The 22,683-nt window shown below is 67.6% G+C and carries 16 protein-coding genes; 1 reads left to right on the top strand and 15 read right to left on the bottom strand.

Features of this window, described 5'->3' with window-relative positions:
* Positions 1-68: 68 nt before the first annotated feature.
* From ASC63_RS01225 to ASC63_RS01285, 13 genes are all read right to left on the bottom strand, one after another.
* Positions 69-779 (bottom strand): thymidine kinase, encoded by a 711-nt coding sequence (locus tag ASC63_RS01225; RefSeq protein ID WP_055808951.1) that lies wholly within the window; start codon positions 777-779, stop codon positions 69-71.
* A 77-nt stretch (positions 780-856) separates the two neighbouring features.
* On the bottom strand, positions 857-1,528 hold the full coding sequence (locus tag ASC63_RS01230) for a response regulator transcription factor (protein ID WP_055808953.1): 672 nt from the start codon (positions 1,526-1,528) through the stop codon (positions 857-859).
* The gene (locus ASC63_RS01235) at positions 1,515-2,723 is read right to left on the bottom strand and encodes a hypothetical protein (protein WP_055808955.1); all 1,209 of its coding nucleotides are present in this window, start codon (positions 2,721-2,723) and stop codon (positions 1,515-1,517) included. The genes ASC63_RS01230 and ASC63_RS01235 overlap by 14 nt, the downstream gene beginning before the upstream one ends.
* Positions 2,720-3,961: a sensor histidine kinase gene (locus tag ASC63_RS01240; RefSeq protein ID WP_055808957.1), complete on the bottom strand. Its 1,242-nt coding sequence runs from the start codon at positions 3,959-3,961 to the stop codon at positions 2,720-2,722. Before ASC63_RS01240 ends, ASC63_RS01235 begins: the two co-directional genes overlap by 4 nt.
* Before the next feature lie 182 nt (positions 3,962-4,143).
* Positions 4,144-6,279 (bottom strand): intein-containing Rv2578c family radical SAM protein, encoded by a 2,136-nt coding sequence (locus tag ASC63_RS16430; RefSeq protein WP_055808959.1) that lies wholly within the window; start codon positions 6,277-6,279, stop codon positions 4,144-4,146.
* A gap of 105 nt (positions 6,280-6,384) precedes the next feature.
* On the bottom strand, positions 6,385-8,484 hold the full coding sequence (locus tag ASC63_RS16570) for an ABC-F family ATP-binding cassette domain-containing protein (RefSeq protein WP_082487002.1): 2,100 nt from the start codon (positions 8,482-8,484) through the stop codon (positions 6,385-6,387).
* Positions 8,485-9,004: 520 nt separating this feature from the next.
* On the bottom strand, positions 9,005-9,760 hold the full coding sequence (locus ASC63_RS01255; protein ID WP_055808961.1) for a L,D-transpeptidase: 756 nt from the start codon (positions 9,758-9,760) through the stop codon (positions 9,005-9,007).
* Between the two features lie 14 nt (positions 9,761-9,774).
* Positions 9,775-10,608, bottom strand: a complete 834-nt coding sequence (locus tag ASC63_RS01260; RefSeq protein WP_055808963.1) for a hypothetical protein — start codon at positions 10,606-10,608, stop codon at positions 9,775-9,777.
* Positions 10,609-10,786: 178 nt separating this feature from the next.
* Entirely contained in the window at positions 10,787-12,262 is a 1,476-nt protein-coding gene (locus ASC63_RS01265; protein ID WP_082487005.1) for a malate:quinone oxidoreductase, read from the bottom strand.
* 231 nt (positions 12,263-12,493) lie between these two features.
* Positions 12,494-13,555 (bottom strand): aspartate-semialdehyde dehydrogenase, encoded by a 1,062-nt coding sequence (locus tag ASC63_RS01270; RefSeq protein ID WP_055808965.1) that lies wholly within the window; start codon positions 13,553-13,555, stop codon positions 12,494-12,496.
* 30 nt (positions 13,556-13,585) lie between these two features.
* A complete protein-coding gene (locus ASC63_RS01275; RefSeq protein WP_055808967.1) occupies positions 13,586-14,875 on the bottom strand; it encodes an aspartate kinase in 1,290 nt (429 codons plus the stop codon).
* A 121-nt stretch (positions 14,876-14,996) separates the two neighbouring features.
* Positions 14,997-15,590, bottom strand: coding sequence for a recombination mediator RecR (recR, locus tag ASC63_RS01280; protein WP_055808969.1), 594 nt, complete (start codon positions 15,588-15,590; stop codon positions 14,997-14,999).
* Between the two features lie 5 nt (positions 15,591-15,595).
* Entirely contained in the window at positions 15,596-17,737 is a 2,142-nt protein-coding gene (locus tag ASC63_RS01285) for a DNA polymerase III subunit gamma and tau (RefSeq protein WP_055808971.1), read from the bottom strand.
* Between the two features lie 281 nt (positions 17,738-18,018).
* Between ASC63_RS01285 and ASC63_RS01290 the strand changes: the two genes are divergently transcribed.
* Positions 18,019-19,005, top strand: a complete 987-nt coding sequence (locus ASC63_RS01290; RefSeq protein ID WP_157487536.1) for a hypothetical protein — start codon at positions 18,019-18,021, stop codon at positions 19,003-19,005.
* Positions 19,006-19,276: 271 nt separating this feature from the next.
* Here ASC63_RS01290 and ASC63_RS01295 read toward each other — a convergent pair whose 3' ends face one another.
* Both ASC63_RS01295 and pta read right to left on the bottom strand, forming a co-directional pair.
* Entirely contained in the window at positions 19,277-20,470 is a 1,194-nt protein-coding gene (locus tag ASC63_RS01295; protein WP_055808975.1) for an acetate/propionate family kinase, read from the bottom strand.
* Entirely contained in the window at positions 20,467-22,671 is a 2,205-nt protein-coding gene (gene pta, locus ASC63_RS01300) for a phosphate acetyltransferase (RefSeq protein ID WP_055808977.1), read from the bottom strand. The genes ASC63_RS01295 and pta overlap by 4 nt, the downstream gene beginning before the upstream one ends.
* Positions 22,672-22,683 lie beyond the last annotated feature (12 nt).

Genomic DNA, 22,683 nt, shown 5'->3' on the forward strand with positions numbered 1-22,683 from the left:
CGACCGGGCGGTTTCGAGACGGCCGCGGGCGGCCTCCTCAACCAGCGGAAGTTGGCGGGCGACCGGTGTTAGGTGAAGTCGGGGTCGGGGCCGTCGGTGTAGGCGGGGGTCGAGTCGACCGGCCAGCGGCGGCGGCCGTTGTTGAGCACGCCGTGGCTCTCCTGTAAGTAGCAGGCGCCGCACAGCGACTCGTAGCTCACCTCGCGGTATCCGCCCAGGCCGGCCTCGTCTTCTTCACTCGAGGCGTCGATGGCCACCTGGTCGCCGTCGAACACGAACTCGCCGTCGATCTTGCGCGCGTTGAACACGGCCTTGCGACCGCAGCGGCAGATGGTCTTCAGCTCCTCGAGGCTGTGCGCCGTCTCGAGCAGTCGGCGGCTGCCGGGAAAGGCCACCGTCTGAAAATCGGTGCGGATGCCGTAAGCCAGCACCGGGATGTTCTCCAGAATCGCAATGCGCAGCAGGTCGTCGACCTGCGCCTCGGTGAGAAACTGCGCCTCGTCGACGAGCAACGCGCTTACGTCGCGTGAATGCCGCTTGATGGTGCGCTCGCGGTGCTTCTGGAACGCGCCGTAGGCATCCGAATCGGGGGTGAGCAGAAAGTCGACCGCGCGGGTGACGCCGAGCCGCGAGAGGATGCCCATGTCGCCCTTGGTGTCGACGGCCGGCTTGGTGAGCAAGACACGGTGACCGCGTTCCTCATAGTTGTACGCCGCCTGCAGCATCGCCGTGCTCTTGCCACTGTTCATCGCGCCATAGCGAAAATAGAGTTTTGCCACGGGTGTAATCCTATGCGGTGGGGCGGTTTCGAGATGTCGCCTCGTTCCTCGACGACTCCTCAACCTGCGTAGTGAGGCTAGACGAGGTAGCCGTCTTCGGCGGCGCGGCGGGTGAGGTCGGATCGACTGCTGGTGGGGCGGCCCGCCTTGCCGTACTTCTCGCGCACGCGGCGCAGATACGTCTTCGCCGTCTCGTACTTCACGTTCATCATGGCGGCAACCTCGGCGGTGGTCCAACCATCGGCATAGAGTTTGAGCGCGTCGCGCTCCCCCTCGCTCAGCGACGGGCGAGTCACCGCGGTGGCACCCGTGGGCAGGGGCCGCCAATCCGTCGATGGCTCCGCTCCCCCGTCGATTCCACTCACCGAGCGCACCACGGCGAACACCTCGTGCATGGGTTGCGACTTCGTGAGATAGGCGGATGCGCCCGCGTCGATTGCGCGCTGCCGGTCAAGGCGGGTGTCCATCGCGCTCAGCACAATCACCTTCGCGCCGGCCGCCCGGCACGTGCGCACGCGTGCCTCGATCGAGACGTGCTCGGCCAGCTGCAGATCCATGATCACCAGATCGGTGGGAAACGCCGGGCTGTGCACGAGTTGCAGCCATGAACTGGCGCGCAGCACCAGGTCGAATTCGGGGGCATTCCCGGCAATCCAACTGCCGAGGCTGTCAAGCAGAAGCTCGTGATCGTCGAGCAGGGCCAGCCTCACACGCTCCCCCTCGTACGACGACGAATCAGGAACGGTCATGGGAGAACTTTAGCGTGAGCGCGCCGGGCGCACAGCGGAGAACGGAATCGTCGGTGAGCATGCGCACCGCCGCCAGATACGGCACAAACGTCGAGCGCAGCTGCAGTGCTGGAGCATCGATGCGCGCGTCGAAGCGCATCTTCCAGCCGGGCCCTGCACGTCTCAATGCCACATTCAACGACGCGCCATCGAAACCCGGATGCCGCGCGACGGCCGTGATGAACGCAGACAGCACCGCGCGCAGCTGGTCTCCGACAAGCTCGGCCACGCGGCCGGGATCGTCGACTCCCGGGGGGCTGCCGGCAGGCATCCGGCTGTATTCGCGCGCCGAAATGCGTGCGGCCACGCTGGAAACCTTCGCGGGTGCCGCCAGCGCGATGAACACCACCTCGTCGAGCCAGCTGCGTTCGACCGCGGCAACCGCTCGCACGCGCAGCCCCGCACCGATTTCACGCGCGCGCTCGATGTCGTCTGCGGTGAGCTCGTCACGCTCGAGAATGCTCGTGAACAGCGGAACCGCTACGGCGTTCAACTGCGTCACCTGCTCCTGGTAGACCACGCGGGCCGTCACCTCGCGCACCGCCGGTTCCATGCGCGCGATGGCGGCACGCGCAGACTGCTGCCACACCCGAATGCTGCGGGTCATGGTGTGCGAATAGCCCGCGGATGCGCACGTGAATGCCGCCACCGGGGTGAGCGCGACCACCACATAGATGCTCGTGGGCACGGTGATGTAGAGAAAGCTCGCCTGCGCCGCAGCGAGCGCGCCGATCACGACGGATGCGACGAGACCCGTCGCGATAATCTCCACGGCCGGTCGGGTGAGGGCGATGGCGGTGATCAGAAGCGCCACCGCGTACTGGCCCCAGTCATCCTGAATCAGGAGGTTCGCGCCCCACGTGGAGACGGTCGAAAGCGCGCTGGCAGACAGTGCGAGCGCGATCACGGCGAGAGAGACCATGCGCGTCACCGGCGCGTGGGCCACCGCGGAGGCGACCATGATGATGCCGCACGCGCACCCGAGCATGATGAGGGCGGCCGCCGCGAACATCGGATTCGTCAACTGGTTCGCGTGCTGCATCGTGGAGATGACGGCGTAGACCATGATGAGCGCGCAGAGGATCACGACGGCGCGACCGACGGCGAGAGTGCCGAGCGGGTCGAGCTGCTGGGGGGTCTGCTCGGCCGTTCTCATGCGGCGGGCCCGTCGGATTGCGTCGGTGCGGCGACGGGCACAGGGATCGGGAGCGTGAGCATCACGGTGGTGCCGACCTCCCTGCTCGACCAGATCGTGACCGTGCCTCCCACATGCTCGATGCGCTCGTGCACCGAGGTTCGCAGGCCCATGCGGTCGGCGGCGGTCTCGGCCGGCACGAAACCGCGACCTGCGTCTATCACCATCACCGACAGTTCATCATCGGAGGCCGAGATCGCCACATCGGCCTCGGCCGTTCCCGCGTGCCGCAGCACGTTCACCAGACACTGGCGCACGGCGAGGCCGAGGGCCCTGTCTTGCGCGGGTGAGAGCGTTGCGACCAGTTCACGATCGCCCGAGACCGCTATCACCAGGCCGTCGTCGCGGCTCTGCTCGATGGCCTTGACGAGCCCGCTTTCGTGCCAGGCGCTGGCATCCGGATCGTCGACGGTGCCGTGCCGCTCGCTGAGCGTGGCGGCATCGCGCCCGAGCTCGACAAGGTCTCGCTCGATGAGGGTTCGCAGTCGCGGTGACAACTCACCGGGCACGGATGCCGCCACCGTCACCAACTCGCTCAGCACGGCGTCGTGCAGCTCGGCGGCGAACTCGACCGCGAGCTCGTGACGCACACTGGATGCGTGCACATCGCGCACCGCCCGGTGGATCAGCGTTTGGGGGGTATGTCGGCCGACGCTCACATAGGCGTCGAGAATCATGACGCTCACGAGCACGAGGTAGGCGAGCAGCGAGGTGACGTCGGGAAGAAACGCGCGGTCGGCAAGGTGTGCGGCGATCAATACCGCCACCTCGGCGAGCGCATAGCCGAGCGTGCTCCACAACACCCCGACAAGCGCGCCGGAGCCCGCACCGCCTATCGCGAGCATGGCGATCACCGGCAGGGCGAAGACGAACAGGCTGGTCTCGCGATAGCTGGGCGTCTGCGTGAGCAGGGTGAGCGCGTAGAGAAAGGTGCCGAAGGTGCCGACGACGAGGTAGGCGATGGTCATGATGACGGTGCGCACGCGGCGCAGCACGGCAAGCATGCCGATCATGGGTACGAGCGCGATGACGGTGGGCCACACTCCGGCGCCGCCCTGGGAGGCCATGCCGTTGGCTGCAGTCAGCAGCACGGTGGCGAGCGCCGCGGCCAGACAGGCGATCCCGCCCCATTGGGACGCGTTGGCGAGGGCGCGACTGTGAACGGTGCGCACCAGATGGTTGGGCAGGCCGAACGACATGTCGACGCCTCCTCCCCGATGAGTGCGTGGCGTTGCGCTTCGCAGTTGCGCAGTCGACTACGCGGTCGGCTACGCAGAGAATTTCTTATCCCCCGCTTGGATTATCGCACCAAGATGGGCGTCTTTGTACCCCGGCGCTGTACCCCATTCGGTGGGGGGCGGGGCGGCTTGCGGGTGCGCGACTAGAACAGGGTCGGGGCGATCTCGAGGGTGCCCGCGGAGTCGGGTACGGGCGCCGTGAAGCGGGGTCGACCGGCACGCACGGTGCGCACACCGCCCGTGACCGGGTCCTCCTGTCCACGGGTCAGCCCGTGCCGGGCTATCAGAGGCCGGATGCGCGCCGACAGCCACGCGCGGTACTCCTTCGGCGGGTAGGCGCCGGCCCCGTACATCTCGCTGTATCGCGCGACCAGCTCCGGGTGCTCGCGCTCGAGCCAGAGCATGAACCACTCCTTCACGCCGGGCCGCAGGTGCATCGCCGTGTACAGCACGGATGTCGCGCCCGCCTCCTCGATGCGACGCAGCGCCTCATCGAGGTGCGCCTTCGAGTCGGTGAGATACGGGATGATCGGCATCAGAAAGACGGAGCAGTTGAGCCCGTGCTCGCGCACCGCTGTCACGGTGGCCAGTCGCGCCGAGGTGGACGGCGTGCCCGGCTCGATCGAGTGCTGCAGCTCGTCGTCGTAAATGGCGATGGACATGGCGAGGTCGACGGGAACGCGCGTGGCGGCATCCGCTATTCGATCGAGGTCGCGGCGCAGCAGCGAACCCTTGGTGAGAATGCTGAACGGTGTGCCCGAGTCGGCGAGCGCATCGATGATGCCGGGCATGAGCGCGTAGCGGCCCTCGGCGCGCTGGTACGGGTCGGTGTTGGTGCCCAGCGCCACCGGATGCCTGCCCCAGCTCGGCTTCGCCAGCTCGCGTTGCAGCACCTCGGCGACGTTCACCTTGACGATGATCTCGTTGTCGAAATCTTTGCCGGCGTCGAGATCGAGGTAGGTGTGGGTGGGGCGGGCGAAGCAATTGTGGCTGATGACGCCGTTGGCGATGAAGTCACCGGTGCCCGTGGTGATGTCCATCATGTCGATGGTCTCGCCGAGATCTTCAATCGAGACGATCTGCAGCTTCGCCTCCGACTTGACGGCGGCGCCCTCGATATCGAGCTTGCGGGTGATGGCCGGGCCAACGAGCGTGAAAAAGCGGGTGCGCATAGGGAGACCGCCAGAAACACGCACATTGCGCACGCCATTCGGATGCGCTGGCTCAAGAACGTGGTCGATTCCCAAGGCCGTCATGGCGGATTGAATCTGCTCGAGCACATCCGCAGCCTTGTTCGAAATGCGGAGAACTCCTCGGGAACAGCTGCCTTCGGCATCGAATATGCCAGCAAGATATCCGGCGTTCCAATCATCCGATCGCTGCGCAGGCCATCGGATCAGTTCGCTGATGCGGTCGTAGTGAGCGCGCTTCGCCGTATGAATCGCTTGCATCGGTCTGCGTGTGGCAGACGCCACCGCAAACGGACGGGTTGTCGTTCTGATCCCTTCCGCCTCGAGATACACACGGGAACGGTTGAGCGCCTCGACGTCGGCCAACGCCAGCCGGAAGCTACTCAGATGGTTGACTCCGCCGTTGGCGCGTCGATAGTCCTTGCGAAAGAGCATGCCATCACCACGGATCATGCCCGTCAGGTAGCCGCGACGGTAGTCGGCGTTGAATTGAGCGTGCTGGATGTTCGTGAGCCCGTTGAGGCCGAAGCCCATGAGTTTGTTGTTCGGTGTCAGGTACGGTCGCTGATGCGCTCCGGACATCGTGCCCTGCACGTGCTTCCAGCCACGCTCGGTGAGAAGACGGTGATCGCCGCTGGTGATGAGTTCCGTGCCGTCGGCAAGCGTTGTTCGATACGCGCGCTTGCGGGTGTTCCACGAGGCGAGAACCGTGGTCTTCACATAGCGGCGATAGTTGCCGCGCACTTCTGTGCCGTAAATCTCCTCGCCGACCTCGACCATCCACAGGGGCTTCTGTCGACCGTCACCCATGAGAACCAGCGTCTCGGGGTCTGCGCAGTAGGCACAGGCATGGGAGCAGCCACGGTAGGGGTTGATGGTCCAGCCGAAGGGGAGGGCGCTGGCCTTGCTCTTGTTTGCGTTCTTGCCCGTGCCCGGAACCTTGTTCAGTGCCGACTTGGCGAGTACCTCGTGAAAGGTGATCCCGGCGAATTCGGGGGTGCGCACGCTGCGCACCAGGTTGTTGAGGCGCGCGAGCCCGGGCAGCGCGTTCTGCTGCTCCTCCCCCAGCTCTTGCCCGCTCCATCTCACTCATACATTCGAACACATGTTCGAGTGTTGCGCAAGCGCCGGGTTCGGAGCCGGGCCCTGTGCGGGTGCCGAGTTCTGGTTCTGTGGCGGGGCGAGATTCGCAATTCAGGAGTGGAGGCGTGGCGCGCCGACGATGCGGCCCGCGCGCATCTCGGCGCGCTCGCCCTTCCAGCGCCGACGCAGCCAGCGGTCGTGACTCGCCACCACCACCGCGCCGGGGTAGCCGCCCAGGGCATCCTCGAGTTCGGTGGCGAGCGAGAGCGACAGGTGGTTCGTTGGCTCGTCGAGCAGAAACACGTGCGGCGGCTTCGCGATGATCAGCGCGAGCGCAAGCCGGCGCTGCTGGCCTATCGAGAGAGTGCCGACGGGACGGTCGACATCGCGGGGCGCGATCAGCCCGAGTGAGCTGAGTGTGGTCGTCTCGGCGCGCCGTTCGCCCAGCGCGCGCTCGTAGATTCGGCGGGGCGTGGCATCCGGATTCTCGAAGCGCACATCCTGTTCGAGCAGGCCGACGCGCAGGCCCTTGCGCCGGTTGACGGTGCCGGCGGCGAGCGCGAGTGTGCCCGCGAGAGCCGCCAGCAGCGTCGATTTGCCGGCGCCATTGTGACCGGTGATCAGGATGCGTGATGTCGGCTCGATCGCGAACCGTGCGACATCGAGGCGGCCGGGGATGCGCGCATCCGTGGCCTGGATGAGCAGGCCGCCCGCCTGCGACCCGGCTCGCCCATCCGTGCGCGGCGTCGACGAAAACGACGGAGATTCGGGCTGATTCGAGCCGGATGCCCCCCTTGGTGCGCCCTTTCGGCGCATTTCTCCGTCGTTTTCGACGGCGGGCGCGCGGTCGGCCAGCGCGGTGAACCCGCCGGGGATGCCCGCGAAGCTGAGCACCGCAGGCGGCTTGCGCACCTGGTTCTGCTCGAGCTCGGCCAGGCGGCCCTGCGCGTTCTTGACCCGACGGCTGACCTGTTTATCGACCCGCCCACCCAGATTGCCGTAGGACATCTTGTTCCTGTCGGTCATGGCGCGGGCGTGGCTGATGGAGCGCGACGTGACATCCGCCGCGAACTTCAACTCCTTCAGCTCGTGCTGCTCGTCGGCGAAGCGGCGCTCCCAGCGGGCGCGCTCGTCGGCCTTCGCCGCGAGGTATTCGGTGTAACTGCCACCGAAGCGGATGCCGTCGCCGCTCGCATCCGCCCCTCGCGTGCCGCGATTGCCGGTGTTGCTGCCTGCGCTGCTCGCTGCGAGCCTGCGGGCCGAGGGGTCGAGGTCGAAGAGTCCGGTCGCGACCGCGTCGAGGAACGCGCGGTCGTGGCTGGCGAAGATCACCGGACCGCGCCAGGCGATCAGCTGTCGCTCGAGGAAGGCGGCGGCCGCGTCGTCGAGATGGTTGGTGGGCTCGTCGAGGAGCAGCGCATCCGGACGCTGGAGCAGCAGGGCGGCGAGCGCGAAGCGGCTGCGCTGGCCGCCGGAGACCTCATCGAGACGACGCTGCCGCGGAATGCCGGCGAGGCCCAGCCCGTCGAGAATCTCGTCGCGTCGCGCCTCGGCACCCCAGACATCCGCGCGCTCGGCGGCCGCCAGAGCCGCGTCGTACCGATCGGCGGGACTCTCAGTGGGACTGCCGGCGGGACTCCCGGCGGGACTGCCGGCGCGCTTCGTCGAAAACGACGGAGAAAGACGCGTTTGGGCGCATTTTTGCCGGCCCGGGGCATCCATTTGGGCGCTTTCTCCGTCGTTTTGGTGGGGGTCGGCGGCGAGGGCAGTCGCGGCATCCGTGAGCTCGCGCTCGATGGCGCGCACCTCGGAGAGGGCCGCTTCGAGCATCTCGTCAAGGGTCGCCGACGGCTCGAACTGCACCTCCTGCCAGAGCATGCCAGTGCGCGGCGGTCGAGCGAGCGAGCCGCCATCCGCCTCTTCGATGCCGGCCAGCAGCCGCAGCAGCGTGGACTTGCCGACGCCGTTCTCGCCGATCAACCCGAGCCGCTGGCCGGGCGCGACGGTGACGCTCACATCCGTGAGCACGCGCCGCTCGCCGTACAGGCGCGAGACGCCCGTGACGCGCAGGTGATCGGATGCCGCGGCCGGCACCAGCGGTGCGGATGCAAGCGGCGCGGATGCAGCGGGCGTAGCGCTCACCAAAGCTGAGGCTGCTGCTGGCGCCGCTGTCGCTACCGCGGCCGTCGAGGGATATGTCTGCGCAGTCATGGAGAACCGCCCTTCGCGAGAGTGTGCTCCGGGCGCGCGCGGCGCCTCGTGGAGCGGTGGTTCCCACCGGGCGTGGGCAGCCGACACGACACGAGGCCCAACCGCACCGCAGCAACGCGAGCGCAGAACGCGCGGCGCGCCGTGCGGTGCACGAGAGCGAAGAGTCTTCCTGTCGACTGCGCCACGACACCGGCCGGATCGGCCAGGTCACCGCCGGGCGAATGCCTCGGGCGCGGGACGAAAGGAGTTATCTCTTCATAGCGGAGACGACACTAACAGCGGATGCCGCGGATGTCCAGCGATCGACGGCCGCCGTGCCCGCTCAGTCGTGCGCATAACTCATGCACATTGGCGGCGCCCGACGAGAGATCCGCAGGATGGCGCGGGTTGCGCCTCCGCCCGGGCAAAACTGCATGAGTTATGCGCACGGCGGCGCTTGCCGTGCGGCCGAGGCGTCTCGATACGCCGGCTCGCTTCGCTCGCGCGGCTACTCGACCAGCGGAACTCGTGGGAAGAGCGTTCAGCCGATGGTGATCGGGGTGCCGAGCGGGAGCAATTTCGCCAGCTCGGTGATGTCGGGGTTCGCCAGCCGGATGCATCCGTGGCTCGCCGCCTTGCCGATGCTCGCCGCATCGTCGGTGCCGTGCAGCCCGATCTGGCCGGGGCCGCCGCCGAAGCTGGTCAGAGCATCCGAGAACGCGGAGAGGCCGAACGCATAGGGGCCATAACCGGCGTTGGTCGGCGCCAGCAGCTCGGTGATGTAGAAGGATCCGTGCGGGGTGGGCGTGCCGCCGGTACCCGTGGCGACCGTGAACGTCTTCACCAGCGCGCCGTGCTTGTAGAGCGCGAGGGTGCGGTTCTCCGTCGACGCCTTCAGGCTGTACGCGAGCGTGTGCAGGGTGACGGCAGCAGCCTTGATCCAGCCCGTACTGCCATTGGGGCGCTGCGCAAGGTGCACCTGCAGCCACGACCCCTTCGTGGCCGCGACGAGCAGAACGAGCGGCGCGCCCGAGGGCTGCGGATTGCTGAGCGTCTCGGTAGCCGTGCCATCCGGCGCCGAGTAGACGGCAAGCTGCGCCGCGTTCGCGGTCGCCGACATTCCCGCCGACGGCGGGGACGGTGCGACGGTCGGTGTCGACGCGAGAGACGGTGAATGAGACACCGGATGCTGTGCAGCCGTGCTCGCAGGAGCGGCGGCGGTCGTGCATCCGGTCAGGAATGCGACAACGAGCAGAGCGCCGATGCCGAGGGCAGCGCTGAGACGACGCGTTGTCATGCGGCTTGCCTCGGCTAGCCGGTGAAGGTGGCCGGGCTTCTGACCGGGGTGGCCGGAGCGGCGGGTGTCGCGGGAGCGGCCGGCTTGGCGACAATCGGGTCGCCGACTGTGACGGTCATCTCCGCGGAGTAGATGCTGTACGTCGCATTGTTCGCACCGAGACCGTAGACGCCGGGGCCGGGCGCAGTTCCGTTGCCCAACTTGAAGTGCGTCACATACGCCGCGTTCCAGTTGCAGATCGCGGTCGCGACACCACCCACATCGGCCGTCACGGTGGCGCAGGTGCCACCGAAACCGGAGTCGCGGTTGTACATGCCGACATCCACGCTGTCACCCGGGGTAAAGCCGCTGAAAGTCACCTTCAGGCCAGGGCCAGTGATCTGCGAAACGGTCAGACGAGCCTGTGTCGGAGCCGGAGTCGGGGTCGCGACAACGGTGATGTCAGCGGAGGCCGACAGGTGCGTGACACCGTCGGTGACGAGGAGCGTGTGCTTTCCCAGCGAGCCGCCACCGGGCGTGGTGAAGTGCAGCCAGCCGAACGGCGCCGAGAAGGACCCGGTGGCATCCGCCTGCAGGGGGCCGACCAACTGGTTCGAAACATTCGTGCCATCGAGCAGGAAGGTCAGCGGGGCGCCCGCGCTGAAGCCTGTACCGGAGGTCGCGGTGAACTGCCCATACGGGCTGGCCGTGGTCGCGCTCAGCGTGATCGTGGGCGCCGGCGCGGCGTTGGCCGCGAGCGGACCTCCGACGGAAAGCACCGCGGCGACAAGGCCGGCGGTGACGAACAGTAGCGGGCGCCTACGCCGGCGGCTGACGGATGGACGGACGGCGATCTGGTCAATCGACACAGGGAATCCTTCGGGAGGGCTGACGAGAAAGAAATCGAGGTATGGAAGCCACGAACGATGCTGTGACTCACAGGATTTCCTGCTGAGGGTGCAATCGGTAGCACGAGCGTACAGCACCGTGCGCGCCCCACATTGCCGCATCCCGCGCGCGTGCCATCTATTGGGGGTGCGCGGTGGGCTACGCGGGCAGCTGCAGGGTCTTGGCCGTGGCGGCCATGACCTTCTTCGCCTTGGCGGGCGAGCCGTTCAGGGTGGTGCCGAGCGTCGGGATGAGCTCCTTCAGCCGCGGCTCCCACGCCGGGTACTCGGCCGGGAAGCACTTTTCGAGCAGGCCGAGCATGATCGGCACCGCCGTCGAGGCCCCCGGTGACGCGCCGAGCAGGCCGGCGATGGTGCCGTCTGCCCCGGTGATGACCTCGGTGCCGAACTGCAGCACGCCGCCGCGCGAGGCATCCTTCTTCATCACCTGAACGCGCTGGCCGGCCGTGATCAGCTGCCAGTCGTCACCGTTCACCGTGGGCATGAACGCTCGCAGCGCGGCGACCTTCTTGGCGCGCGAGGCGAGCACTTCACCCACGAGATACTTCATGAGATCGAGATTGTCGCGGGCGACGGCCAGCATGGCGCCGAGGTTGCCGGCGCGAATCGATCCGGGAAGATCGAACCACGATCCGGTCTTCAGAAACTTGGGGCTGAAACCCGCATACGGCCCGAACAGCAGCGAAGCCTCGCCGTCGACAACACGCGTGTCGAGGTGCGGCACCGACATGGGCGGCGCGCCGACGGCCGCCTTGCCGTAGACCTTCGCCTGGTGCTGGGCCACGATCTTCGGGTCGGATGTGCGCAAAAACTGCCCGCTGATCGGGAACCCGCCGAAGCCCTTGATCTCGGGGATGCCCGACTTCTGCAGCAGGTGCAGGGCACCGCCGCCAGCCCCCACGAACACGAAGCGCGCGGTCGCCGTGTGCGGCGTGCCGCCCACATCGTGCCGCACCCTGATTTTCCAGAGCCCGTCTGGCGTGCGCCGGATGCCTTTCACACGGTGATTCAGCGCCAGTTGCGCCCCGCGGTCGGTCAGGTTGTCGAACAGCGCGCGGGTGAGCGCGCCGAAGTCCACATCGGTTCCGGCGACGGTGCGGGTGGCAGCGATGCGCTGTTTCGGGTTGCGATTCTTGATGAGAAGGGGAGCCCACTCGGCGATGACGGCCGGGTCATCCGAGAACTCGATGCCGGCGAACAGCGGCTCGTCCTTGAGCGCCTCGTAGCGGCGGCGCAGGTAATCCACGTTGTCGCGGCCGCGCACGAAGGTCATGTGTGGGGTGGCGTTGATGAAATTCGTGGGGTCGGGCAGCTCGCCCGCGCTCACCAGACTGGCCCAGAACTGGCGGCTCAGCTGAAACTGCTCGTTGATGCTGATGGCCTTGGCCGCATCGACGCTGCCGTCCGGGCCTTCCGGCATGTAGTTGAGCTCGCACAGCGCCGAGTGCCCGGTGCCCGCGTTATTCCACGGGTTCGAGCTCTCCTGCGCCACCTCGCCGAGGCTCTCGTAGATGCGGATGGACCAATCGGGCTGCAGGCGCTGGATCATGGCACCGAGCGTGGCACTCATGATGCCGCCACCGATGAGAACGACGTCAAGGGGGGAATTACTCACCAGAAGAGTCTACCGGCGGGCGGCGGTGTGCATCCGTTGGCCTGCTCTGCTCCCGTCTCTCGGCGCGGCACTGCGCACGATTCAGGCTGCACTCGTGGCGCTCCGGCCGAATCAGCCTCGCGCGCGGCGTGCCGCCGCATCCAGCCTGAATTATGCGTGCGGCGCGGGTTTTGGGGAGCGCCGAAACCCGCGTCTCGAAACCCGCGGAGCTCTCGACCAGCGGGATCGGGGCTACAGCGCGGCGGCGACGAGCTCGGCGATCTGCACGGCGTTGAGCGCCGCTCCCTTGCGCAGGTTGTCGTTCGAGACGAACAGCGCGATGCCACGCCCCTCGGGAGCGCCCTCGTCGGCACGGATGCGACCCACGTAACTCGGGTCGGTTCCGGCCGCTTCGAGCGGGGTCGGAACATCCGTGAGCGCGACGCCGGGGGCGTTCGCCAGCAGCTCTTCAGCGCGCTTCGGCGAGAGGGGGCGGGCGAACTCGGCATTGACCGACAGGGAGTGGCCGGTGAAGACGGGCACGCGCACGCAGGTTCCGCTGACGAGCAGGCCCGGCAGATCGAGAATCTTGCGGCTCTCGTTGCGCAGCTTCTTCTCCTCGTCCGTTTCGTTCAGGCCGTCGTCGACCAGGTTGCCGGCGAACGGCAGCACGTTGAACGCGATGGGCCGCACGTACTTCACCGGCTCGGGCATGGAAACGGCCGAGCCGTCGTGCACGAGTTGCAGCAGGTTCTCGTCTTCGACAGCGGTGCGCACCTGGCTGGCGAGCTCCTGCGCGCCAGCGAGACCCGAGCCGGAGACCGCTTGGTAGGTCGAGACGATGAGGCGCTGAAGCCCGGCCTCGGCGTCGAGCACCTTGAGCACGGGCATGATCGCCATGGTGGTGCAATTCGGGTTGGCGATGATGCGGGCGCCGCCCGGGCCGGTCGCCTGCGCGATGGCCTCGGGGTTGACCTCGCTGACCACGAGCGGAACGTCGGGATCCATGCGCCAGGCGCTGGAGTTGTCGATGACCACCACGCCGGCCTCGGCGAAGCGCGGAGCCTGCACGCGGCTACTGCTGGCACCGGCCGAGAAGATCGCGATGTCGAGACCTGTCGGGTCGGCCGTCGCGGCATCCTCAACAACGATCTGCTCGCCGTTGAACGGCAGGGTCGTACCGGCCGACCGCGACGATGCAAAGAAGCGGATGCTCGCGATCGGCACCGCGCGCTCCTCAAGCAGACGACGCACCACGCCGCCCACCTGGCCGGTGGCGCCGACGACGCCGATGTTCACGGGGGTGCTGCTCATGGGTTCTCTCCTCGTTGGTCGATGGGCGCGTCAGCGGCCGGTGCCGGCGTGCACTATTGCCGTGGAATCGCCGTCGAGGCCGAACGCGGTGTGGACGACGCGCGCGGCCTCGGCCACGCTGTCGGCGCGGGTGACGACGGAGATGCGAATCTCGCTCGTGGAGATCATCTCGATGTTGATGCCCGCCTCGAACAGCGACGAGAACAGCTTGGCCGAGACCCCCGTGTTGGTGCGCATGCCGGCGCCCACAAGCGCGAGTTTGCCGATCTGATCGTCGTACTGCAGGCTCTGGTATCCGACATCCGGCTGATCATTGGTGAGGGCCGTGAGCACGCTCTGCGCCTCGGACTTCGGCAGCGTGAACGAGATGTCGGTGAGACCGGTGTCTGCGGCCGAGACGTTCTGCACGATCATGTCGACGTTGGCGTTGGTCTTGGCGACGATCGTGAAGATCTGCGCGGCCTTGCCGGGCACGTCCGGCACGCCGACGACGGTGATCTTCGCCTCGCTGAGGTCGGTGGCGACGCCGGCGATGATGGGCTCTTCCACGGTGGATCCGTCTTTCTTCTTGAGGGTCTCGGCGGCCGCCTCGTTCAGAACGAGCGTGCCTTCGTTGTTGTTGAACGACGAGCGCACGTGCAGAGTGACGCCGTGCCGCCGTGCATATTCCACCGCGCGTATATAGAGCACCTTGGCTCCGGCCGCGGCGAGCTCCAGCATCTCCTCGCTGGAGATGCGGTCGATCTTGCGGGCCAGCGGCACGACCCGGGGGTCGGAAGTGAAGATGCCGTCGACATCCGTATAGATCTCGCACACTTCGGCGCCGAGCGCCGCGGCCAGGGCCACCGCCGTCGTGTCCGAGCCGCCTCGTCCCAGCGTGGTGATGTCTCTGGTGTCGCGGTTGAAGCCCTGGAACCCGGCCACAATGGCGATGGCACCCTCGTCGAGGGCATCGCGGATGCGACCGGGCGTGACGTCGACGATGCGCGCGGAACCGTGGTGGGCATCCGTGATCATGCCGGCCTGGCTGCCGGTGAACGAGCGAGCGTCGTAGCCCATGCTCTTGATGGCCATGGCCAGCAGTGCCATGGAGACGCGCTCGCCGGCGGTAAGCAGCATGTCCAGCTCACGCGGGGCGGGGATCGGGGTGACGGCGTGCGCCAGATCGAGCAGTTCGTCGGTGGAGTCGCCCATGGCGGAGACCGTGACGACGACCTCGTTGCCTGCCTTGCGCGTCTCGACGATGCGCTTGGCGACGCGTTTGATGCTCTCGGCGTCGGCGACGGAGGATCCGCCGAACTTCTGCACGATCAATGCCACGAATATTCTCCAGGGGGAAAGGGGGCAATCATTGCCGGACAGTTCATTGTATGACGCGAGTTATGCGCACCAGTTTCGAGACGGCGGCTTCGCGCGCCTCCTCAACCAGCGATATCTCGGGTCAGACCGGGCGGCGGCCCTCGAAGGCGCGGCCGAGCGTGACCTCGTCGGCGTACTCGAGGTCGCCGCCGACGGGCAGGCCCGACGCCAGGCGCGTCACGCGAATCTCAAGGGTCGTGAGCAGGCGGCTCAGGTAGGTGGCCGTCGCCTCGCCCTCGAGGTTGGGGTCGGTGGCGATGATGACCTCCTGCACCGTGCCATCCGCGAGCCGCTGCATCAGCTGGCGGATGCGCAGATCGTCGGGCCCGATGCCGTCGATGGGGCTGATCGCGCCGCCGAGCACGTGGTAGAGCCCGCGGAACTCCCGCGTGCGCTCGATGGCGACGACGTCTTTCGCCTCCTCGACCACGCAGATGGATGCCGGGCTACGCCGGGGATCCCGACAGATCGCGCAGGTCTCCTGCTCGGTGACGTTGCCGCAGATCGCGCAAAAACGCACCTTGTCACGCACCTCGGTGAGCACCTCGGCGAGCCGGGTCACGTCAAACGTCTCGGTCTGCACGATGTGGAATGCGATGCGCTGCGCCGACTTCGGACCGATGCCGGGCAGACGACCGAGTTCGTCGATCAGTTCCTGAACGATGCCTTCGTACACTTCAGCTACCTGCCGCCGTTGCCGGGAGCGGGCTGCTCCTCGATGAAGCTCGCGCCGAGAATCTCACGCACGACGGCCTCGCCGTAGCGCTGCGGTTCCTGGAACGCGACATTACGACCGGGACCGGATGCCGCCGGTGCCGTTTTCGCACGTTCGGGCGCCGCACCGGCCGGTGTGCTGTGCGGCGCCTCCGCGACGTTCTCATACGGTGGCTCTTCCTCGAAAGGAGGCTCCTCGTCAGCGGGAGGCGCATCCGCGTCGTCCGGCTCGATAGCTGCAGAGACGACGTCGGCAACAGGCGACTCTTCGGCAGCGTCGACAATGGCAGGCACCGTGGGTTCCGGCTCCGACGACGGGATCTTCGCCACGGCCCAATCGGTGGTCGAGACAGGCGTGAATGACGATGCGGATTGTTCCGGCCGGCCCGCGGAGGTTGCGGGGCGCGCGGGGGCCGCGGGGGCGTCATCCGTCTTGGCGATGAGTGCGGGGCGGATGCCGAGAATGTCTGAGACCGCCTGCTTGAGCAGGTCGCCCACGCCCTGGCCAGCCGGCGCCTGCTGCTTGAGCGCGTCGACATCTTTGCGGCTGGGGAACGAGAGCACGAGCACATCGCCGGTGCGCAGTTCGCGCACCTGGGCGGTGGCGAGCACCATCCACGCGCTCATCTTGGTGTTCTTGACGACCTCGAGCACCTCGGGCCACGCGTCGCGCACCTGCTGCACGGTGACGGCGCCGATGGCGGATGGCACGGGGGCAGCGGATGCCGTCGGTGCGGCGGATGCTGCGGGTGCAGGCGCTTCGGCAGGCTCAGCGACCGAGGCTTCCGCTGGTTGAGGAGCAGCCGACGAAGGAGGCTGCGTCTCGAAACCAGACGTTGGCGCCGCAGGTTTCGAGACGCCGGCTTCGCGCGGCTCCTCAACCAGCGGGGTTGGCGGAGTCGGAGTGGCAACCGGAGTCGGAGTGGCCGGCACAGCACCGTCGGCGACGCCGACGCGGCGCTCGAGGCGTTCCACGCGGGCGAGGGCGCCCCGATCCGTCTCGTCGCTGGAGGGGATGAGCACGCGCGCGATCATGAGCTCGAGGTGCAGCCGCGGGGATGTAGCCCCCGTCATCTCGGTGAGCGCGGCATTGGCGATATCCGCGGTTCGTGACAGCTCGGCGTCGCCGAACTTGGACGCCTGCAGCGCCATGTGGTCGAGCTCGTCTTGCGGCACGCCGCGCAGCACGGCCGCGGCACCCTCCGCGCTCGTGGCCGAGACGACGATGAGGTCGCGCATGCGCTCGAGCAGGTCTTCGACGAAGCGCCGCGGATCTTGCCCCGTCTGGATGACGCGGTCGGCCCCGGCGAACGCACCGGCGGCATCCCGCGCGGCAATCGCGTCGATGACCTCGTCGAGCAGCGAGGCGTGCGTGTAGCCGAGCAGGGCTACAGCGCGCTCGTATTCGATCGAGTCGCTCTCGGAACCGGCCATGAGCTGGTCAAGCAGCGAGAGGGTGTCGCGCGGCGAGCCTCCCCCGGCCCGCACGACGAGCGGCAGCACGCCGGGCGCCACCGTGACGCCCTCGCTGTCGCACATCTGCTGCACATAATCGAGCATCTGCGCGGGCGGCACCAACCGGAACGGGTAATGGTGCGTGCGCGAGCGGATGGTGCCGATGACCTTCTCGGGCTCGGTCGTGGCGAAGATGAACTTGACGTGCTCGGGCGGCTCCTCCACGATCTTCAGCAGCGCGTTGAAGCCCTGCGGCGTGACCATGTGCGCCTCGTCGAGGATGAAGATCTTGTAGCGGTCGCGGGCTGGCGCGAAGATCGCCCGTTCGCGGATGTCTCGGGCATCGTCGACGCCGTTGTGGCTGGCCGCGTCGATCTCGACAACGTCGAGCGAGCCGCCGCCGTCACGGCCCAGCTCGATGCAGCTGGAGCACTTTCCGCACGGGGTGTCGGTGGGGCCCTCGGCACAGTTGAGGCAGCGGGCCAGAATGCGCGCGCTCGTGGTTTTGCCGCAACCGCGCGGACCGCTGAACAGGTACGCGTGGTTGACGCGGTCGCTGCGCAGCGCCGTCATGAGCGGCTCGGTCACCTGGGACTGGCCGATCATCTCGGCAAAGTTCTCTGGCCGATAACGGCGATACAGGGCTGTGACCACGCGTCAATCGTAGTCGGCGCCGCTGACACGCGTGGGCGCCGTTCGCCACCCGCGGATGCCGCCCGCCGGGCCCGCGCGCGGCATCCGCGCGCCTTGCTCGCACTATTCAGGCCGGATGCCGCGACACGCGGTCCAGAGACCGCTCGCGCCCGGCGGGTCGCGGCATCCGCCCTGAATTATGCACAGACTCCGGTTCCTCCCCAGGCTCGCCCCGGAGACGACTGTGCACAAAACAGAGCCGCAGGCACGCGGATGCCACGTGGAGCAGGCAGAGTGCCGGAATGGCGCAAATACTCCCGCTGATGACCTCTCTCGGCCACGTTGCCCAGGCGCGCACCCTCGCTCACTTCGGAATCTCCCGTGGTGAGTTGCTTCGTGCTCTGGGCGACGGCAGTCTCATGCGGGTGCGACGGGGCTGGTTCGCGACAACGCACGCGGATTCCGATCAACTCCGTACGGTCTCGCTCGGTGGACGGATCGGATGTGTAAGCGCTTTGCGCCGTTGGGGCGTTTGGTCTGGTTCCGGCGACGCGCTGCACGTTCAGCTCGCCCCGAACGCATCCCGGCTGAGGCATTCAAGCGGGGCGGCCATCCGCACGGACCGGCCGGGTGTCTGGCATCCGCTCGCACGAGAGAAGCTCAAGCAGGGACGCGCCTTACGCCTCGCAGCGGCCGGAACTCCGGTGCTGCATTGGAGTGGACTGCGCAATGTGGCATCGGGTCACGCCCTGGAGATCGGCTCGGTGCGCAGCCCCGATTGGATCGTGCCGCCCGCGCTCGCGCTGGCACAAGCTCTGCTCTGTCAGAACGAGGAACACGCTCTCGCCTGTCTCGATTCGTCGATCCAGACGCATCTGCTCGAACTGCCCGCCGTGCAGGAACTGATCGCCGCCCTACCACAACGGTTGCACGGTCTTGTCGAGGAGATCACACCCCAGGCGGAGTCTGGATGGGAGACCATTGCCATTCGCCGGGTGCGACGCGGCGGCTACCGAGTGCGGCCCCAGGTTGAGATCCCCGGCGTCGGCCGCTATGACGGGCTGATCGAGGAATGCGTTGGCCTGGAAGTGAACGGCCTCGAGTTTCACAGCGGCAGGGATGAGGTTCTGCGCGATACCGGGCGCGTCCTCGGGGCGCAAATCTGGGGTCTTCCCACAATCAGCATCACTCCGTTCCACATACAGAACGACTGGCCGGCGACGTGGCAGGCCATTGTGCGCACCGTCGAGAGGGAGCGAGCGCTCATCAGCGCGCGCGTGCCCGCGTAGCAGTTGCCAACATGGTCGCCGGTTGCGAATGCGCGGACCGGCGCCGGCCCGCCGCCTTGTGTCTGGGCAGGGCGCGCAGTATTCAGGGCCAAATCGCGACACGCGGATGCCCCAGCTCACGCAAGCGGCGCGGCGCGGCATCCGGCCTGAATAATGCCGGAGCTACGGACAGCGAGTCCGTACGGCGAGCGCTGTCGCTGGTTTCCGGGACCGGAGCCGGCCAGCTCCCGGCGGCCCAGCTTCAGGCAGCCCAGCATCCCGGCGGCTCAGCTCAGGCTGCGCGCACCACGGCCAGGGTCTGGCGGGCGATCTCGAGTTCCTCGTCGGTGGGCACGACGAGCACCGCCACCGGTGAGTCATCGGTGGAGATGCGCCGCGCCTCGCGGGAACGCGCCTCGTTGCGCTCGGTATCCAGCCGGATGCCGAGCGCCTCCAGCCCCGAGAGCGCCCCGGCCCGCACGAACGCCGCGTTCTCGCCGACGCCCGCCGTGAACGAGATGACATCGACACGACCGAGCTCGGCCAGGTACGCGCCAATGTAGTGCTTCAGACGGTGGCTGTACACGTCGAGTGCGAGTTGCGCGGCCTCATCGCCGGCTTCTGCCGCGGAGTGCACGTCGCGCATGTCCAGGTGCCCGGTCATGCCGAGCATGCCGCTGTGCTTGTTGAGCAGCTCGTCGAGGTCATCGGTGGTGGCCCCGGTGCGCCGGTGCAGGTGGAACAACACCGCCGGGTCGATATCGCCCGATCGCGTGCCCATCACGAGACCCTCCAGCGGGGTCATGCCCATGCTCGTGTCCACGGAGCGGCCGCCCGAAATCGCGCAGACGGATGCCCCATTGCCGAGATGCAGCACGATCTGATTGAGCTCCCCCAGCGGCCTCCCGAGAAAGTGCGCCGCCTGCTCGGAAACGTATTTGTGCGAGGTGCCGTGAAAGCCGTAGCGGCGGATGCGGTACTTCTCGGCAAGCGCCGGGTCTATCGCGTAGGTGTAGGCATCCGGGGCCAGCGTTTGGTGAAAGGCGGTGTCGAAGATCGCGACGTGCGGCACGTGCGCGAAGGCCTCGCCAGCCGCGCGGATGCCCTGCAGCGCACCCGGATTGTGCAACGGCGCCAGCTCGGAGAGATCCTCGATGTTGATCTCGACCAGCGGGGTGATGAGCGTCGGCTCGAAGAAGCGCTTGCCGCCGTGCACCACGCGGTGGCCAACCGCGACGGGCGGGTTCGTCTCGAGCGAGGGTCCATGCTCGGCGAAGGCGTCGAGCATCACCCGGAACCCGGCGGTGTGGTCGGGGATCGGCAGTTCCCGGGCGAACGACTCGTCGCCGGCCCGATGGCTCGAGTGGCCGGATGCTTCGCCGATGCGTTCCACAAGTCCGCTCGCGAGAGTGTGCTCCTCCTCCACGTCGATGAGCTGGTACTTGAACGAGGAGGAGCCGCTGTTGACGACGAGGATGGTGGTCATGAGCGGGCCTCCGATGTGGCGGACGCGGCCTGGATGGCGGTGATCGCCACCGTGTTGACGATGTCTTCGATGAGCGCCCCGCGGGAGAGGTCGTTGATGGGCTTGTTCAGGCCCTGCAGCACGGGGCCGATCGCCACCGCCCCGGCGCTGCGCTGCACCGCTTTGTACGTGTTGTTGCCCGTGTTCAGATCGGGGAAGATGAACACGGTCGCCCGGCCGGCCACCTGCGATTCGGGCATCTTCGCCTTCGCGACAGCAGCATCCGCCGCCGCATCGTATTGGATCGGACCCTCGACCGGCAGATCAGGCCTGCGCGAACGCACGAGGGCCGTCGCGGCGCGCACCTTCTCGACATCCGCGCCGGTGCCCGACTCCCCGGTGGAGTAGGAGAGCATCGCCACGCGCGGTTCGATGCCGAACTGCACAGCCGTCTCGGATGCCGAGATGGCGATGTCTGCAAGCTGCTCGGCGGTCGGGTCGGGAATGACCGCGCAGTCGCCGTAGACGAGCACACGGTCGGCGAGCGCCATGAGGAACACGCTCGAGACGACGGAGACCTCGGGCCGGGTCTTGATGATCTCGAACGCGGGGCGAATCGTGTGCGCCGTGGTGTGCGCCGCGCCCGAGACCATGCCGTCGGCCAGTCCCATGTGCACCATCATCGTGCCGAAATACGAGGGGTCCGTTACCGTGTCGGCGGCCTGGTCGAGCGTGATTCCCTTGTGCGCCCGCAGCTTGGCGTACTCGGCGGCGAAGCGATTGCGCAGCACCGGATCGAAGGGGCTAAGCACCTCGGCACGGGAGATGTCGAGGCCGAGCTCGATGGCGCGAGAGCGCACCTCGAACATCTCGCCGAGAATCGTCAGATCGGCGACCTCGCGCGCCAGCAGCGTCGCCGCGGCGCGCAGGATGCGGTCGTCCTCTCCCTCGGGCAGCACGATGTGCTTGCGGTCGGCGCGCGCCCTCTCCAGCAGGCCGTACTCGAACATGAGCGGCGTGACGACGTGCGCGCTCGACAGGTTGAGCCTGTCGAGCAGGGCCGCGGCATCCACGTGCTTGATGAAGAGGGCGAGGGCACTGTCGTACTTGCGTTGCGAGTCGGCGGCGAGCCGGCCGCGGGTGTGGGTGATGCGCACGGCCGTGTCGTAGCTGCCGAGTTCGGTGCCGATGATCGGCAGTGTCGAGCGCACACCGGTGATGAGGCGGTCGATCGGCTCAGGCAGCTCGAAACCGCCGTTGAGCACGATGCCGGCCAGCGACGGGAAGGTGCCCGAGGCGTTGGCCATGAGCACGGCGAGCAGTACCTCGGTTCTGTCGGCGGGAACTATCACGACCGAGCCCTCGATAAGCCTGGGCAGCACATTGTTCATCGACATGGCCGCGACCACCACGCCGAGCGCCTCGCGGCCCAGCAGTTCGGGGTCACCGCGCAGCAGCGTTCCGTCGATGGCCCGCATGATGCTGCGGATGCTCGGCGCGACCAGCAGCGGATCCTCCGGAATTGCCCACGCCGGCACCCCGCTGCCGGTCGTTGAGCCGCCGGTCGCTGAGCGCTGTCCTGAGGAGGCCGCTTGCGGCCGTCTCGAAGGGCCTGCCGACGCGCCCGTCGCCGCCGACACCGCGGCGACGATGTCGTCGAGACGTTGCGGGTCCGCCCGATTCGTGACGACGGCGAGAACGGATGCGTGCTCGTCGCGCAGCTCCGCCAGCGCGATTTCGGTGATCTGCCGCATGTCTTCAGGGGTGCGGGCATCCGCGTTGCCGAGTCGCTCGGCGGCCCCCGGCGAGACGCGCCCGCCGAGCACGAGCAACACGGGTGAGCCGAGGTTCGCGGCGACGCGCGCGTTGTAGCGCAACTCGGTGGGGCTGCCGACATCGGTGAAGTCGGAACCGACAATCACCACCGCGTCGCACTGCGCCTCGACCGCCTTGTAGCGCCCGACAATGAGCGAGAGCGCGGCATCCGGGTCGCTGTGCACGGCCTCATAAGTGGTGCCGACGCACTGCTCGTAGTCAAGATCGACCCCGTCGTGATCGAGCAGCAACTCCAGCACATAGTCGCGCTCCGCCGTGGAGCGGGCGATGGGGCGAAAGACGCCGACGCGGGCCACCGAGCGCACGAGGGTGTCGAGCACCCCGAGAGCCACCGTGGATTTGCCGGTGTGGCCCTCTGCCGACGTGATGTAAATGCTTTTCGCCACGGTGCTCCGTTC

It is taken from the genome of Leifsonia sp. Root112D2 (assembly GCF_001424905.1).
Classification (GTDB): domain Bacteria; phylum Actinomycetota; class Actinomycetes; order Actinomycetales; family Microbacteriaceae; genus Root112D2.